This is a genomic window from Rhizobium oryzicola (genome assembly GCF_030504645.1).
GTDB classification, from domain to species: domain Bacteria; phylum Pseudomonadota; class Alphaproteobacteria; order Rhizobiales; family Rhizobiaceae; genus Neorhizobium; species Neorhizobium oryzicola.
This window is the reverse complement of the sequence record NZ_JAUKWQ010000001.1, coordinates 562,467-577,522: the sequence shown is the minus strand read 5'-3', so window position 1 is coordinate 577,522 and position 15,056 is coordinate 562,467. Positions and strand designations below refer to the sequence as shown.

Annotated in this window: 18 protein-coding genes; 7 read left to right on the top strand and 11 right to left on the bottom strand. The window is 58.2% G+C overall.

Going from position 1 to position 15,056, the window contains the following annotated elements; all coding sequences use genetic code 11:
- Window positions 1–109: 109 nt before the first annotated feature.
- Complete coding sequence (locus tag Q2T52_RS02855; protein WP_302075161.1) at window positions 110–1,054, bottom strand: flagellin N-terminal helical domain-containing protein; 945 nt, start codon at window positions 1,052–1,054, stop codon at window positions 110–112.
- A gap of 401 nt (window positions 1,055–1,455) precedes the next feature.
- Here Q2T52_RS02855 and Q2T52_RS02850 point away from each other — a divergent pair, with 401 nt between their 5' ends.
- From Q2T52_RS02850 to Q2T52_RS02820, 7 genes are all read left to right on the top strand, one after another.
- Window positions 1,456–3,294, top strand: coding sequence for an O-linked N-acetylglucosamine transferase, SPINDLY family protein (locus Q2T52_RS02850; protein WP_302075160.1), 1,839 nt, complete (start codon window positions 1,456–1,458; stop codon window positions 3,292–3,294).
- Between the two features lie 13 nt (window positions 3,295–3,307).
- A complete protein-coding gene (locus Q2T52_RS02845; protein ID WP_302075159.1) occupies window positions 3,308–4,390 on the top strand; it encodes a GSCFA domain-containing protein in 1,083 nt (360 codons plus the stop codon).
- Window positions 4,383–5,111 (top strand): hypothetical protein, encoded by a 729-nt coding sequence (locus Q2T52_RS02840; RefSeq protein ID WP_302075158.1) that lies wholly within the window; start codon window positions 4,383–4,385, stop codon window positions 5,109–5,111. Before Q2T52_RS02845 ends, Q2T52_RS02840 begins: the two co-directional genes overlap by 8 nt.
- Before the next feature lie 125 nt (window positions 5,112–5,236).
- Complete coding sequence (locus tag Q2T52_RS02835) at window positions 5,237–6,763, top strand: CDP-glycerol glycerophosphotransferase family protein (protein WP_302075157.1); 1,527 nt, start codon at window positions 5,237–5,239, stop codon at window positions 6,761–6,763.
- A 2-nt stretch (window positions 6,764–6,765) separates the two neighbouring features.
- Window positions 6,766–7,440, top strand: a complete 675-nt coding sequence (locus tag Q2T52_RS02830; RefSeq protein ID WP_302075156.1) for an HAD family hydrolase — start codon at window positions 6,766–6,768, stop codon at window positions 7,438–7,440.
- Complete coding sequence (locus Q2T52_RS02825) at window positions 7,416–8,081, top strand: NTP transferase domain-containing protein (RefSeq protein ID WP_302075155.1); 666 nt, start codon at window positions 7,416–7,418, stop codon at window positions 8,079–8,081. Before Q2T52_RS02830 ends, Q2T52_RS02825 begins: the two co-directional genes overlap by 25 nt.
- Before the next feature lie 30 nt (window positions 8,082–8,111).
- Window positions 8,112–8,846 carry a class I SAM-dependent methyltransferase gene (locus Q2T52_RS02820; protein WP_302075154.1) on the top strand — a complete coding sequence of 245 codons (735 nt, stop codon included), beginning with the start codon at window positions 8,112–8,114 and terminating at the stop codon, window positions 8,844–8,846.
- A 41-nt stretch (window positions 8,847–8,887) separates the two neighbouring features.
- Here the strand turns inward: Q2T52_RS02820 and fliP are convergent, their stop codons facing one another.
- Genes fliP through flgB form a run of 10 tightly spaced genes read right to left on the bottom strand, consistent with a single transcriptional unit; the run spans window position 8,888 to window position 15,020 of the window.
- Window positions 8,888–9,625, bottom strand: a complete 738-nt coding sequence (gene fliP / locus Q2T52_RS02815; RefSeq protein ID WP_302075153.1) for a flagellar type III secretion system pore protein FliP — start codon at window positions 9,623–9,625, stop codon at window positions 8,888–8,890.
- Entirely contained in the window at window positions 9,622–10,164 is a 543-nt protein-coding gene (locus Q2T52_RS02810; protein ID WP_302075152.1) for a flagellar basal body-associated FliL family protein, read from the bottom strand. Before Q2T52_RS02810 ends, fliP begins: the two co-directional genes overlap by 4 nt.
- Window positions 10,165–10,184: 20 nt before the next feature.
- On the bottom strand, window positions 10,185–10,895 hold the full coding sequence (flgH, locus tag Q2T52_RS02805) for a flagellar basal body L-ring protein FlgH (protein ID WP_302075151.1): 711 nt from the start codon (window positions 10,893–10,895) through the stop codon (window positions 10,185–10,187).
- On the bottom strand, window positions 10,892–11,425 hold the full coding sequence (locus Q2T52_RS02800; RefSeq protein WP_302075150.1) for a MotE family protein: 534 nt from the start codon (window positions 11,423–11,425) through the stop codon (window positions 10,892–10,894). Before Q2T52_RS02800 ends, flgH begins: the two co-directional genes overlap by 4 nt.
- Window positions 11,426–11,436: 11 nt before the next feature.
- Window positions 11,437–12,555 (bottom strand): flagellar basal body P-ring protein FlgI, encoded by a 1,119-nt coding sequence (locus Q2T52_RS02795; RefSeq protein WP_302076010.1) that lies wholly within the window; start codon window positions 12,553–12,555, stop codon window positions 11,437–11,439.
- Window positions 12,555–13,037 carry a flagellar basal body P-ring formation chaperone FlgA gene (flgA, locus tag Q2T52_RS02790; RefSeq protein ID WP_302075149.1) on the bottom strand — a complete coding sequence of 161 codons (483 nt, stop codon included), beginning with the start codon at window positions 13,035–13,037 and terminating at the stop codon, window positions 12,555–12,557. Before flgA ends, Q2T52_RS02795 begins: the two co-directional genes overlap by 1 nt.
- An 18-nt stretch (window positions 13,038–13,055) precedes the next feature.
- Window positions 13,056–13,844, bottom strand: a complete 789-nt coding sequence (gene flgG / locus Q2T52_RS02785) for a flagellar basal-body rod protein FlgG (RefSeq protein WP_302075148.1) — start codon at window positions 13,842–13,844, stop codon at window positions 13,056–13,058.
- Between the two features lie 18 nt (window positions 13,845–13,862).
- Window positions 13,863–14,204 (bottom strand): flagellar hook-basal body complex protein FliE, encoded by a 342-nt coding sequence (gene fliE, locus Q2T52_RS02780; RefSeq protein ID WP_302075147.1) that lies wholly within the window; start codon window positions 14,202–14,204, stop codon window positions 13,863–13,865.
- Window positions 14,201–14,623 carry a flagellar basal body rod protein FlgC gene (gene flgC / locus Q2T52_RS02775; RefSeq protein ID WP_302075146.1) on the bottom strand — a complete coding sequence of 141 codons (423 nt, stop codon included), beginning with the start codon at window positions 14,621–14,623 and terminating at the stop codon, window positions 14,201–14,203. Before flgC ends, fliE begins: the two co-directional genes overlap by 4 nt.
- 4 nt (window positions 14,624–14,627) lie before the next feature.
- Window positions 14,628–15,020, bottom strand: a complete 393-nt coding sequence (gene flgB, locus Q2T52_RS02770) for a flagellar basal body rod protein FlgB (protein ID WP_302075145.1) — start codon at window positions 15,018–15,020, stop codon at window positions 14,628–14,630.
- Window positions 15,021–15,056: the final 36 nt, after the last annotated feature.

Genomic DNA, 15,056 nt, shown 5'->3' with positions numbered 1-15,056 from the left:
CTGCGCCTTTTCGCGCCTCAGTCGCTTCGTGCGGCTGGTTGCCACCTGAAAGCGCAAAAGGCCCCGCGTTGCCGCGGGGCCTCCCAAACTTCGGGGAACGTCTGATCTGTTACTGGAACAGACGCAGGATGTTCTGCGAGTCGCTGTTGGCAATCGAGAGAGCCTGGATGCCAAGCTGCTGCTGCGTCTGCAGAGCCTTGAGGCGGGTGGACTCTTCGTTCATGTCGGCGTCAACCAGCTTGCCTACGCCCTTCTTGATGGAGTCCATCAGGTCGGAAACGAAGCTCTTCTGCAGGTCGATACCCTTGTTGAGGGCACCAACGTCAGCCGCTGCGTTGGTCATCTTCTGCAGAACGGCGTCAACGCCCTTCAAAGCGTTGGAGAGTGCCGTCGAGTCCATGTTCGTGATGTTCAGCGTCAGTACGGAAACGCCGCTGATCGTCGCGGTGGAGCCCTGTGCGTTCTTGTAGGTCATGTCGGTCGACAGCAGGGCCGAACCGCTCGTTGCGTAGTTGCCCGCAGAGTTGACTTCGATCAGCGAGGAGTTTGCCGTGTTGAAGTCGAGCTTGGTCAGGCTGACATTGCCGGAATTATCGCGGTTGAAGGAGCCAACGATCGAAGACGTACCAGCTGCGGAGTTTGCAGTGTGGTAAACCCAGTTCTGGCCGGAGAACGAAGCGGACTTCGCGATCGAGACCAGCTGATCCTGCAGCTTCTTGATTTCCTTCTGGACCTTGTCCTTGTCAACGCCAGGCTGCGAAGCGGCGGTGAGCTTTGTCTTGATGGTGTCGACAACGCTGATCGACGAGTTAAGAGCCGTATAAGCAACGTCAGTGGTTGCTGCACCCAGACCAAGCGCATCCGAAACGGTGCTCAGCGACTTGTTGTCAGAGCGCATGGTCGTTGCGATCGACCAGTAAGCTGCGTTATCCGATGCGCTCTCTACCTTTGCACCGGAAGAAATACGGTTCTGCGTCGTAGACATCTCATCGTTGATGGAGCGCAGCGTAGCAAGTGCTGCGATTGCACCCTGGTTCGTGAGAATGCTGGTCATGAAACATAGTCCCTTGCTTGACTGAATACTAATGGGGGACATACCGGGCTATTACCGGTTATGACGTCTGGCCTCATGCCCACTCGGTTCCGCATCTTCAAAGGAAACCAAACGCGTCATGTGAGCTTTACACTGGCAGACAATCATTGCAGATTCCTTAAGTGCCCGAATCAAATTGTTCGAATCACCAAATCCGATCAGATCTCCAACAAGATCTCCACAGGGCACCGGCTTGGGGCAAGCTACACATATTAGGCTGAACGCAGGTGGCGCATTTGTCCGCCTGAACGATGATTTCAGCCTGGAGTTTACCGGTGAACCCTGAGAGCCTTTTTACAGAAGCCTCCAAAAGCTTTCGTCGCGGCCGATATACGGAAGCCCTGGATTCTTTGAACAGGCTAATGGACCACAACCGGGACGTCAAAACCTACAGCCTACTCGCTAAAACCCTGGTTGCACTAGGATTTCGGGAAGAAGCGGCACGTACTTACGTTCTCGCGGCGGAACTCGGTGGATCGAGATCCGAAGACTATTACGTCGAGGCGATGAAGCTCTACTATGACCTCGATCAGGATGATGTTGCCCTCAGCCTGGGGCTGCCGCTTCTGGAGCGCGCCCAGCGTGACGCCGATGTGGCCTTCATGATTGCCACGCTGTTTCTCAAGCGCGGCGAGAAGGATCTGGTTCGCGTTTTCCTCCCCGTCCTGTCGAAAAGCAGCGTCTCAAAGCATAACAGTCTGGCTTACCTTCTGCTGACGGGCGCACCGGAAGATGTTCAGGATCGGGAGACGATTTCCAACCTGCTGCAGCGGATGCCGCGCAGTATCATCCTGATCCTTGCCTACCTGGTTTTCATGCGGGAAATCAACGACTACTGGGAAATCGAGCGGCTTGAGCCGGAACTCAAGCGGATGTTCTTGCGCGATGCGCGCCAGACGCTGCAGATCGAGGCCCCCTTTTACAATCTGCACTGGCTGGCCGACGAAGCGCAGAACAAGTTTGCCGGTTACCGGAAGGACGCATTTCCTGCGGAATACCCGCAGGAAAGACACAGCATGCCGCATGACTGGGGCAAGAAGATCCGCATCGGCTATCTCTCCTCGGACCTATGGCCACACCATGCCACGATGAAGCTGTTCCGCGCGGTTCTGAAGATGCACGATCCGGAACGTTTCGATGTGACTCTGTTCTGCTACACGCCTGAGGAACATCTGGGAGAGGACATTGACCGCAGCGACTGGGGCAGGATCGTCACCATCCGCGACATGAGCGATGCCGAAGCGGCACAGGCCATTCGCGAAAACGAGATCGATATCCTCGTGGAGATGAAGGGCCACACTCGCAACAGCCGCCCGTTCATCCTCAATCACAAACCGGCGCCCATTCAAGCGGCGTGGCTCGGCTTCCCCGGCACAACAGTCAATGTCGATCTCGATTACATCATCGGCGATCACTACGTGCTGCCCGATCGTTCAAAGCCGCATTACTGGGAAAAGTTCTGCCGCCTGCCGGAAAGCTACCAGCCGAATGACCCGTACAGCCGCCCGCAATCCGAGCTGTTCACGCGCCAGGATGCAAACCTGCCGGAGGATGCTTTCGTCTTTGCATCCTTTAATGCCACGCGAAAAATTTCCCTGGAGAACATCAACCTCTGGATCCGCCTCCTGAAGGCAACGCCGAACAGCGTGTTGTGGATGTTGTGCAAGGACCAGAAGGCGCATGACAACATACTGCGGAAATTCGCGGAGGCCGGCATAGATCGCAAGCGCATCGTCTTTACCGGTGTTGTGCCTTACGAGGCGCATTTGTCACGCCTGAAGCTGGCCGATCTGGGTCTTGATACGTTCCCGGTCAATGGTCATACCACAACCTCCGAACAGCTTTGGGCAGGTCTGCCTGTGCTGACGGTGAAGGGCACCCACTTCGCCTCACGCGTTTCGGAAAGCCTGCTGCAATCGATCGGTATGCCGGAAACCATTGCCGACTCCCAGGAAGACTATTTGAAGCGCGCCGTCGATCTCTATGAGAACCGCGACAAGGTGAAACTGCTCAAGCAGCGCTTGGAAGACAACCGGTGGATCAAGCCGCTGTTTGACGTCGAGCGCTTCACTCGTCACCTTGAAAAAGCCTACGAAATGATGGTGGAACGCGCGAAGGCTGGTCTGGAGCCTGATCATATCGATGTGCCTGCGCTGCCGGCTCGCGAAAAACCGTTCGCACAGCCCACCCTGCCGGAATGAACGAAAGGGCAGAATGGTGACCAATCGCGATGCGCCGCCGCACCCGTATCAGGATCTGCCGGATCGGCAGGTCTGGCGCAAGGCGGTGGCGGACACCCATCCGCTGCAGCTCGACGGAATCTATCGACGCAAGTTCGACGTGTCGCCAGAAGCCCGCATCAGCACCGCCGGTAGCTGCTTCGCGCAGCACATCGCAAAAGCGCTCAAGCGAAACGGTTTCAATTTCCAGGATTTCGAGCCAGCCCCGAGCCTGTTTCCCGCGCACCGGATGCCCGCCTATAATTACGGCGTCTATTCCGCACGATACTGCAACATTTATACGGCGCGTCAGATGCTCCAGACCTTTGAGCGGGCCATGGGCCTGTTCAAGCCGACGGAAGAGATATGGGAGAAGGATGGCGGTGTTGCCGATCCATTCCGTCCGCTTGTGGAGCCGGAACCCTTTGAGAGTGTGGAAGAACTGATGCATGCACGGCGAGCGCATCTCGCCTCAGTTCAAGCGATGTTCTACAACACCGACATCTTCATCTTCACGCTGGGCCTCACGGAAGCCTGGATATCGAAGCGTGACGGCGCGGTCTTTCCGCTTTGCCCCGGCACGGTGGCGGGCCAGTTCCGTGAGGAAGAGCACGCATTTCGCAACTTCACCCATGCGGAAATCTTGCAGGACATGCTGTCGCTCATCCGCCATCTTCGCGCAATCAATGGGCAGATGCGGTTCATCCTGACAGTGTCGCCCGTTCCTCTAACGGCAACCAAGACCGGCCAGCATGTCCTTGCCGCGACCACCTATTCCAAATCGGTGCTGCGCGGGGTGGCGGGAGAGCTGGCGGCGGAACTGGATTTCGTCGATTACTTCCCCTCCTACGAGATCATCACCGCCCCCTCCATGCGCGGCATGTTCTACGACAACAATCTGCGCACCGTGAATTCAAGCGGCGTGGATTACGTGATGTCGCACTTCCTGGCGGAACACGCCCCGGGCGCTGTCAAGCACGAGAATGGGATTGCCGCCAGAAGCAAGAAGGATCTGACAGGCGATCTCGAAGGCGTCTGTGAGGAGATGATGCAGGCGCAAGGGCTGGGCTATGCTTGAAATCATCGGCGATTCCCACCTCATCGCGCTCATGGATGCGGCAAATGCCGTCGGCCCGCAGCGGCTCGCCAGCCGGCACGGCCCGATCCGTATGGCGCAACTGGGTCATGGCTACCACTTTCTGGAACCGTTCTTTACGGTGGACTCCGCAGCCGTGCATTTCACGCACGCAGATGCGCGACGCATTTTCGAAACGATCAACGACGGCGACACTGGCGGTATCCGCGCCAACGACCCCCGCCGATTCGTCTTCATGTTTGGCTTCTATCCCAGCTATGGCTTCAACGCCGAGCATTGGACGATCCATACGGCTGCTCCCTGGGTGCAGGATCGGCTCTTCGTCACGAAGAGCGCCTTCAACGCCGTCATCGACGAAACGCTGACGCAACCTCTGGCATTCTTCAAATGCTTGAAAGAGCGCAATGTCAGGTTCTCGGTCGCCTCCTGCTGCCCGGCGCCGGCCAGCTATCATGTGCTGGCGAAGAAGACGAACTTTGCCGATGGCGAAGTGGCCTTTATCTATAATCGCTTTCGCGACCGCATGGCGGGCTATCTCGACGAGCTTGGCATCCCCTATCACCTTCCTCCCGCCGAGATCTATGATCAGGATGGTGCGATGCTGGATCGTTTTTCGAAAAGCCCCGGCGATTACCATGCCAACCTGGAATACGGCATCAAGATGCTCGCAAAGATCCTGCAGGAAACGGAGCTTCTTGATTGAAACGCCGTGGCCGATGCTCGGCACGAGTCAGTCTGAGGCAAGCTCAAGCCCCTAAGTTTTGCCCAGCAAAAATGCGCTCATGTTGACACGATGCGCCCGCACAAAGACATGCGAGAGGGATTTCAATGACGGAGACCAATCCATCGACCGCGGCAGGTTCGACGGCGAGTGCCGCGCAAGTTGCCAAGCTCGAACAGCAGGTCGCCGCCCTTAGCGAACGCATCGATGTGCAGGGCGCTGTGCAGCTTGAAATCGCCAAGCTTCTGCAGTCCTTCCACGCAGCGCAGACAGAGTTGCCGCAGCAGATCGCCGAAATCCTTCGTGAAGCCATCATGGGCATTGCGACGGAAACGGCACCTATGCTGCACGAGACTGTCAACAATCTCGAAATGCGGCTCAACAATATCCTGGCCAACATGCATCCACTGAAGCAGGTTACCAACCTGACGCTGCGGCGCATGAGCTATGAAGGCGGCAAGATCCGCTGCGTCTTCATCGTCCAGTCGATTGCGATGTGGGATGCATTGGCAGACATCTATTGGGCCATGACCAAAGACGAGCGGTTCCACCCGATGGTGGTGTCGATCGACCAGAGCCATCTCGCCCGTGCCGAGTTTACCGGTGAAGAGGATGTCCATAAAGGCCTGATGGAGATGAACATCCCCCATCTTCGCCTCAACTTGAACTCGCTGGACGCGCTGGACATTTTGCGCAACCTTTCGCCGGACGTGATCTTCCGCCAACAACAATGGGATGCGCCGGTACCTCCGGGTCTGCGGACGCCTGAAATCACCTTCGCCCGCATCTGCGTCGTGCCATACGGCATGGGCGTTTTGGCCAATCCGCGCGCGACGGATGAAACCGACGAAGCCTATGACAACAATTACGATCAGGTCTATCATCGCCTGGCCTGGCGCATCTTCTGCGAAACGGAGCAGACGCGCTGCTATTATACGTCCTTCGACCACTCCGATCCCGACAAGTTCATCCTGACCGGCTATCCCAAGCTGGACAAGCTGATGGAAGCGAAGGGAAAAGGCAGCTGGCCCATCCCCGAGCCGAACGGCCGCAGCTTCCGTATCATCTGGGCGCCGCATCATTCGCTCGTTATCCAGCATCAGGGCTTTGGCGTCTTCCACCGGATCTATCGCCAGATGCTGGACTGGGCTCGTATGCGTCCGGATATCCAGATCGTGTTCAAGCCGCATCCGGCACTGGATCACACGGCCCGTCACCTGCCGCCCGAAGTCGGACTGGATTACGACGACTTCCTGCGGACATGGTCGGCTTTGCCAAACTGCGCCGTCTATACGGGCAATTATGGCGAGTTGTTCGATGCTTCCGACCTGATGATCACGGATGGCGTCTCGTTCCTGACGGAATATCATTTGTTTGAAAAGCCGCTGATCTTCCTCGATTCCGGCGCCCGGCCGCGCTTCAACGCACTTGGCCGCCTGGCAGAAGCCGCGGCAGACCGGGTGGATACGTTCGAGGAAATGCGTGAAGCAGCACTCGGCTACAAAAACGGCAAGGCCTTCCCTTTCGAGAAGGAGCGGCAGGAACTCTTGCGCGTGCTGCGGCCACGCAGTGAGCCCGCCTCTGAAATCATTCTAAATTCCATCGCCGAAGGCATTTATTCATCGAGGATCTGAGCATGGTTCGCTCCAGCACATTGGCCACGGCACCCCAAATCGAACGCCGCACCTTTGGTGCTGCGGCTCCCGAAAAGCGAACGGCCTTCGCCTTCGATCTTGATGGCACAATTACCCGCAGCGAACTTCTGCCGATGATCGCCTCCGAACTCGGACTGGAGGCGGAAATGCGCCTATTGACCGAGCTGACCATGGCCGGCACGATCCCCTTTGAGGATTCATTTCGGCTGCGGTTCGCGATCCTTAGAACCGCCGGTCTCGACCGCATCCGTTCAGTGGTGGCGGAAGTGGAGTTCGATCCGCACATCGAGGCCTTCATCCGGGAGAACCGGGATCGCTGCTTCGTGGTCACGGGCAATCTGGATGCCTGGGTACAGCCGTTGCAGGAGCGCCTTGGCTGCCGCTTCTTCACCTCGACTGCCATGATGGATGACGCCGGCAATGTTACGGGTCTTGCGAGTGTCATGCGCAAGAACGTCGCGGCGCTCGAACTGAAAGAGCAGTTCGATCGTCTGGTTGCCATCGGCGACGGCTTCAATGACGTGCCGATGTTCGACGTTGCGGATGTGGGTGTCGCCTTTTACGGCATCCACAATGCTCCGGATGCGCTTCTCTCTGTCGCCAATTACGTTGCATTGGATGGTAAATCGCTATGTCGATTGTTAAGCACGCTGTAATCGCGGCCGCGGGCCTCGGATCCCGCCTGGGTCAAGGCAAGCCAAAGTGCCTTGTCGAAATCGAAGGCGTCAAAATCATCAAGCACATCCTGAAGCAGCTGGATCAGGTGGAAGACGTCCGCGTGATTGTGGGCTTCGAAGAAAAGGCCGTAATTGCCGAATTGAAGCAATTGGGCAGGGATGTAATCGTCGTTCGCAACCCGAGCTTTCGCTCTACCACGACGCTGCATAGCTACACGATGGGGTGCCAGCACCTGACCGGCGACTGCCTGTTTATGGACGGCGACCTGCTGCTCGAGCCAGAAAGCTTTACCGCATTCCTGGCGAGCCTCGAAGCGGGCGTACCCAAACTCGCCCTCACCAAGACCAAGACCAAGGATGCCGTCTTCGCCATCATGGAGGAGGAGCGCATCGTCGGGTTCCGACGTCAGGAGCCGACGGAATTCGAATGGTCGAATATCGCCTGGTTGCCGGTCGATACCTTCAGCACAATCGGTAACACGGCCGTTTACGAGCACCTGATGCAGTTCCTGCCAATCGCCGGTCACGAGATTATTTCTTATGAGATCGATACCAGCGAGGACATGGCGCTTGCCCTCAGCAACACCGATCTGTTCGGCCTGAAGAAACTCGCAGGCTGACCGCCCTGCCCTATCGAATGACGTGAGCCCATGACGAGATTGTACGACCAGGCCGTAGATATCGATCCAGCGCGGGTCCGGCAATTCTTCGATGACCGGGCAAAGCGGGAAAAGAACGCCATCAATGCGGTGATGCTGCAATCGGAGGGGTCTTCGATTGCCATCGAACGCGATCGTTATGAGCGCGAAAACCTGCTGCCGTCGCTGCCGCAACCCGGCAAGATCCTCGATCTCGGCTGTGGTGCCGGCCGGCTCGCAACCCATTATGCGCCTCATGGCCATACCTATATGGGGATCGACTTCTCCAGCGAGCTGATCGTCAAGGGTCGGGAATTGCATGGCGACAACCCGAAGGTCCTGTTCGAGATCGCCGAAGTCCCGAAGATCGACGTGGCCAACCTGCCTGTGCAGCCGCCATTCGACCTGATTGTCGTGACCGGACTTCTCATCTATCTGAACGATGGCGCCGTAACGGAAACGCTCCGTCTGCTTGGTGAACTGGCGGCGCCCACGGCGACCATCTATCTGCGGGAATCCGTCTCCGACATCGAGACACGCCTGACGCTGAAGGACTTCTATTCCGAGGAATTGAAGGAATATTATAACGGCGTCTATCGCACTCGCGCCGAACTGAAGGCGGAATTCGCAAAGACGCTGGAGCACGACAGGTTCGCAATTGCCGCCGAAGGCTATGTCTTCCAGGGCGCTCTGCGCAACCGCGTTGAAACAACGCAGTACTTCTACCGTTTCGAGCGCAATCAGTAACAGGAACTTGGTGAGCGGACTGTCCGGTCACAAGACGATCGTCAATGGAACGAGCGCACCAGGCTGCCGACCAGAAGATTCCAGCCGTCGATCAGCACGAAGAAGAGAATCTTGAACGGCAGCGAGATCGAGGTCGGCGGCAGCATCATCATGCCCATCGCCATGGTGATTGCCGCAACGATCATGTCAATCACGAGAAACGGCAGCACGATCAGGAAGCCGATTTCGAAACCTCGCCTGATTTCCGACAGCATGAAAGCCGGGATCAGGACGCGGTAGTCGATCGCCTCAGGCGTTCCAACCGACTGGTTCTTCTCCCGCGCAATCTCGACGAACAAGGAGAGATCCTTATCGCGGGTGTTTGCGGTCATGAAAGCGCGAAACGGCTCGGCGATGCGTTGAACGGCAACGGTTTCATTGATCTGGTTCTGCAAGAGCGGCTGAACGCCGTCGTTCCATGCCTTATCGAAGGTGGGCGACATGACGTAGAAGGTCATGAACAGCGCCATCGAGACAAGCACCAGGTTTGACGGTGCGGTCGACAGGCCCATGCCTGAGCGCAGGATCGAAAAGGCGATAATGAAGCGCGGGAAGCTGGTCACCATGACCAGAATGCCGGGCGCGACCGAAAGAACGGTCAGCAGCCCGAATGTACGAATGATCCATGCCGCCGCCGAACCATTGATCGGCACGTTCAGGAGATCTGCCGGAGACTGCTGGGCAAGGGCAAGCCCCGGCAAAGCCAGCAATACGGCAAGAGAGATAAGGACTCGAATCATTCGATCACGAAGGTTCTAAACATCACCTTCGATACTTTGCCTTGCGAACGCAGGTCAACACGTTCCTGAATGTCGTCCTTAAGATATTGAAAGCCCCGCGGGCCTTCTATCTGCTGCAGCGAGACCGTGCGCAGATAGCCGAGGATATCCTGGTGGATTTCCTCCGAGAGACCGAGCTCTGGCGGACCGTTGAAGGCCAGCGCCACTTCCAGCCGGATCCAGCTGTTGGAGGGATAAGCGAGATTGGTGGTGATCGGCTCCAGAGCCACGACACCATTGGCGGCCGTGGAGATCTTGGGCAGACCTGCATCCTTCTTGCCCTTGCCCTCCTTCTCGCCGGCGGCTTCGGCTGCCGCCTCTTCCTTCTTCTTGGCCGCGGCCTGCTCGGCGGCAGGGTCCTTCGGCGCAATCATGCTGCCAATGACCCAGCCTCCGCCGGCACCGGCGAGCGTGACGATCGCAACCGCTGCAATGGTGGGCACGAGCCCACCTTTCTTTTTCGCCTCTGGGGCTTCGGCCGCTGCATCATCAAGAGACATGGTATGCGAACTCCATCAGGTCAGAACGGCGAATACAGGTCGACCACCTGCTGACCGATCGGCGGCTGCTGCACTTCCATCATGCGGCCACGGCCGCCATAGGAGATGCGAGCTTCCGCGATCCTGTCGTAGGAGATCATATTCTTCGCATCGACATCCTGCGGGCGGACGATACCAGCCACATTCAGGATACGGATCTCGTGGTTGACGCGTACTTCCTGCGAGCCGCTGATCAGGAGATTGCCGTTTTCCAGAATTCCGGTCACGACAGCAGCCACCAGCAGGTTGAGCTTTTCGGAGCGCTTGATCGTACCCTTGCCCTTGGAGTCCGTATTGGAGTCGGTGCTCATGTCACCATCGGTCTTCGGGCCCATGCCAAGGATGTTGGCTTTCACGCCCCACTTCAAACCTGTCTTGTTGGTGCGGTTACGCTCGGTTTCGTTGTCGAAATCCGCCTTGTCGTTGATCTGGATGGAGACCGTCAGAATGTCGCCGACATTCAGCGCGCGTGCATCCTTGAACAGCGCGGCCTGGCTGTCGCTCCACAACGAATAGCCGCTCGCCATATGGCGCGGCTGCTTCGGATAGGAGGACATCTGTGGCGCCTGCGCATACTGAAGCCCGCTACCAATCGGGCTCATCGACGGCGCATTGCCGATTTCCTTGACTGTCTGGCTCCCGCAGCTGGTAAGAAGAAGTAGGGCCAGCAGAGCCGGTGCACGCCGCGTCATGAGCGATCCTTCGATGTCTTGGGGTCGGCCGCACTGGACATGATCTGGGAGATGGAACCCGCTTTTTTCGGATCCATTTCGCTCAAGATCAGCCCGGACTGGCGTGCCGGCAATTTCATGATGATGGCCGCAGCCAACTCGAGATTCATCTGCTCGAGACGCGGTGCGGCGGCATCGGGTTTCATGGTCTTGTAGATATCGATCAAGCCAGCTTCGGCCTGCGCGAGGAAATCGTTCCGTCGCTTCAGCCAGTCCTGATATTCGGCCTTGCGGGCTTCGAGCGTCTTGATGCGTTCGTCAACGCCGGCCTGCAGCTTTTCCAGCTCCTGCTTCTGAAGGAGATAGCGTTGGTCGCGTGCGGGATCGGCGATGTTGGTGCAGAACTTTTCGATATCGTTCTGGGTGGTTGCTGCGGGTTGGGCCTGCTGGGCATTACCCTGCGAAACCATGAACACCACGCAACCGGCAATGCCCACGCGTTGCAGCAGTTTCTGCCGCGAGGGGCTCAAGCGAGCATAGATGGAAAACATGGCGCGCACTCCTATTGGATCACGAGTTCGGCCTGCAGCGCACCCGCAGACTTGATGCCCTGCAGGATGGCGATGATGCCGTCCGGCTTCACACCGATATTGTTGAGACCCGCCACCAGCGTGCGCAGATCCGGACCGTTGAGAATTGCGACCTTGCTGCCCGACTTGGACACCGTGATATCGGTCTGCGGCTGCACCGCTGTCTGCCCATTCGAGAAAGGCTCAGGCTGGATGACCTGCGGCGTTTCGTTGACCTGGACCGTCAGCGTGCCGTAGCTGACGGCGACGCGCGAAACCTTTACATCCGCACCGATGACGATCGTGCCCGTGCGCTCGTTCACAACGACCTTTGCCGGCGTATCGGTTTCGACCACCAAATTTTCAAGTTCAGCCATCAGGCGCGTCAGATCCGCCTGCTTCGGCTTCTGGACGATGACCTCCTGGGAATCGCGCGGTTCGGCAATCGGTGAGCCATAGCGTTGCGAGGCGAAGGAGTTGACCGTATCGGCGATGCGCACGGCGGTAGAGAAATCCGGATTGCGCAGCTGGAAAACCAGATTGACGGAGTCCTTGAACTTCGAAGGCAGCTCGCGCTCGATAATTGCACCGTTCGGCACGCGACCCGAGGTGGCAACACCTTCCGTTACCGAAGCTGCCTGCCCCTGTGCCGAGAAGCCGGAGACGACAACCGCCCCTTGCGCGACGGCGTAGATCTGCCCATCAGCACCGGAAAGCGAGGTCATGACCAGTGTACCACCGCGCAGCGACGTCGCATCACCGAGCGAGCTGACGCTGACATCAAGGCGGCTGCCCGGGCTTGCAAAAGGTGGAAGGTTTGCCGTTACCATGACGGCTGCGACGTTCTTGGCGCTAGACTGGCCACCTTGCGTGGAAATGCCGAGGTTCTGCAGCATGGCGCGCATGGACTGCTCGGTAAATGGCGAGGATCGCAAGCCATCGCCCGTGCCCTGCAGACCGACGATCAAGCCATAGCCGATCAGCTGGTTGTCACGCCCGGACTGAAGTGAAGCAATATCTTTGATGCGCGCCGTGTCGGCAGCGCGCGGAGCATCCGCCGTGCCGAAGACGGACAAGAGAATGAGGCCGGCGGCCAGCCACGAACGCTTCATCATTTTGTCACTACCTGCACAGTGCCATCAGCCATGACCGTCCCCGAAACCGTGACGCCGGAATCGACGTTTCGTACGCGGATCAGGTCGCCGACCGCTGCGTTGTCCAATGGGGCGCCTGCGGCGGAAATGGTCATGTTACCGATGGAGAAGACGAGGCGAACGGTTTGCCCGCGCTTGACGGCGTAGGCCGCGCGGAGACCGGAGAGCTGGATTGTCCGACCGGGAAGCAGCGTGCGGGAACTGATCATGCCCGCAACCTGATCGATGGAGCTGGCATAGCCGGCTGCGAGGTTGGGGTTGGTCACCTCTACCTCTTTCAGGGCGTTCGCCGGAATCTCCTGGCCGGGATAAATGATCTGGTTGGGAACAACCGCCATGCCCATATCCGCACCGGCGGGCGTTGCCATGCAAAGCCCGGATGCGGAAAGAGCTACGGCAAGCGCCCTGCCTAGGATCGTTGATAACCGGCGAAACATCATGTCTGCCTCCCTGCTCAATTACTTGAGGTTCTTGCTAACGATGGATGCCATTTCGTCTGCGGTGGTGATGACTTTCGAATTCATTTCGTAGGCGCGCTGCGCGGAAATGAGGTTCGTGATCTCTTTTACGGCATCGACGTTCGAAGCTTCGAGATAACCCTGCTTAAGGTAACCGAAGCCTGGATCATCGGGCGCTGCGACCGTCGCATTGCCGGAAGCTGACGTTTCCTGAAACAGGTTATCACCCAGCGGCTTCAGGCCGGCTTCGTTGGCGAAGTTGGCAACCGTCAGCTGCCCGATCTGCGTGAAGGTGGAGGAGTTGCCAACGCGCACGCTCACCTGACCGCTGCGGCTGATCTGCGTTTCGGACACATTGGCGGGGAAAGTGATGTTCGGCACGACCGCATAACCGTCGATGGTCACGAGCTGGCCCGTGGCATTGGTATTGAAGGCACCAGAACGGGTATAGAGCGTGGTACCGTCAGGCGACTGCACCTGGAACCAGCCGCGACCGACGACCGCGAGGTCCATGTTGTTTTCCGTCTGGGTCAGCTGGCCCTGCGTGTGGATGTTGCGCACGGCAGCCGTCTGCACGCCGAGGCCGATATTGGCGCCTTCCGGCACGATGGCCTGGTTGGCACGGTTCGGAACGCCCTGTGCGCGTTCCGTCTGGTAGAGAAGGTCGGCGAATTCCGCACGCGCCCGCTTGTAGCCGGTCGTGTTGATGTTCGCGATGTTGTTGGCGATGACCTCAAGGTTGGTCTGTTGGGCATCCATGCCCGTGGCAGCGACGGAAAGCGCTCTCATGTCTTCGTCCTCAGGTCGTTAGATCTGCATTTTCGAGATTTCAAGGTAGGCGTTGACGACCTTGTCGCGGAACGCGATCGCCGTCTGGAGCGACTGCTCCGCCTGCATGACCGCATCGACCACTTCGCGGGTATTGGCCGTACCCTGAATGCCTTCGAAGGATTTGACTTCGGCCTGCTTGATATTGTGCATGGCGTCGGTCGCCATGTTGCCAAGCACGCTGGCAAAGCTCATGCCGGGATTGGTTGCCTCTGCGGGCTTCTGGGTCATGCCCAGTGCGCTGGAGGAGGTGAGGCTCGAGGCGGCGCCAATATCGCGCGTGGCCGAGAGCGAAGCTACTTTCTGAACCGCGTCAATCATTGCGAGGCTTTCAACAGGTCGATGGTGGAAGTGATGAGGTCACGCGCCTGCTTGATCGTCTGCAGGTTGGCGTCATAGCTGCGGTTGGCTTCGCGAAGGTCCGCCATCTCGACGAGCATGTTGACGTTCGGGAGCTTGACCATTCCTTTGTCATCCGCGGCCGGATTGCCGGGATCGTATTCCATCTTGAAGTCCGATTCGTCTTCGCCAAGTTTCTTGACGTTGACCACCTGGGCGCCGCTCACTTTGTCGAGCGTCGTGCCGAAGGTGATGGTCTTGCGGCGATAGGGTTCCGCACCAGGCGTATCGCCGGTGGAGCGGGAGTTTGCGATGTTTTCGGAGACGATGCGCAAGCGGGTTGCCTGTGCCTCCATCCCCGATCCCGCAATTTTCAGGGAGGCTGAAAGCGGATCCGTCATGGGTCTACCTCTTCACTGTCATCAGCATCATGCGATGGAAGGATGATACGAGGCCGTTGCTTAGGTCCGCCTGGCGCTTGATTTCGCCGGACTTCGCCAATTCCTGTGCCAGAGCCACGGTGTTGCCGGACTCCTGCACGCCGATCTCGTTATTGAGCTTTGCGTTTTCGACGTCGACGTTGATGCCGGTGTTCAGCGAATTCCCCGACAGGTGCGCCGGGTTGGTGCGGGCCATCGTCATGCTCGTTGAATTCAGGACCGCCGAAAAGGGCGTGATGTCCTTCGCCTTGTAATGGGGCGTGTTCGCATTGGCGATGTTGCCCGCAACCACCTCCTGGCGGATCGAAAGCCATTCAGCTTGCCGCGATGCCAGGTCAAAGAGTTGAATCGGTTGCATGGGCTTGTCTCCATTGTCTAATTGGAGACTATGCTG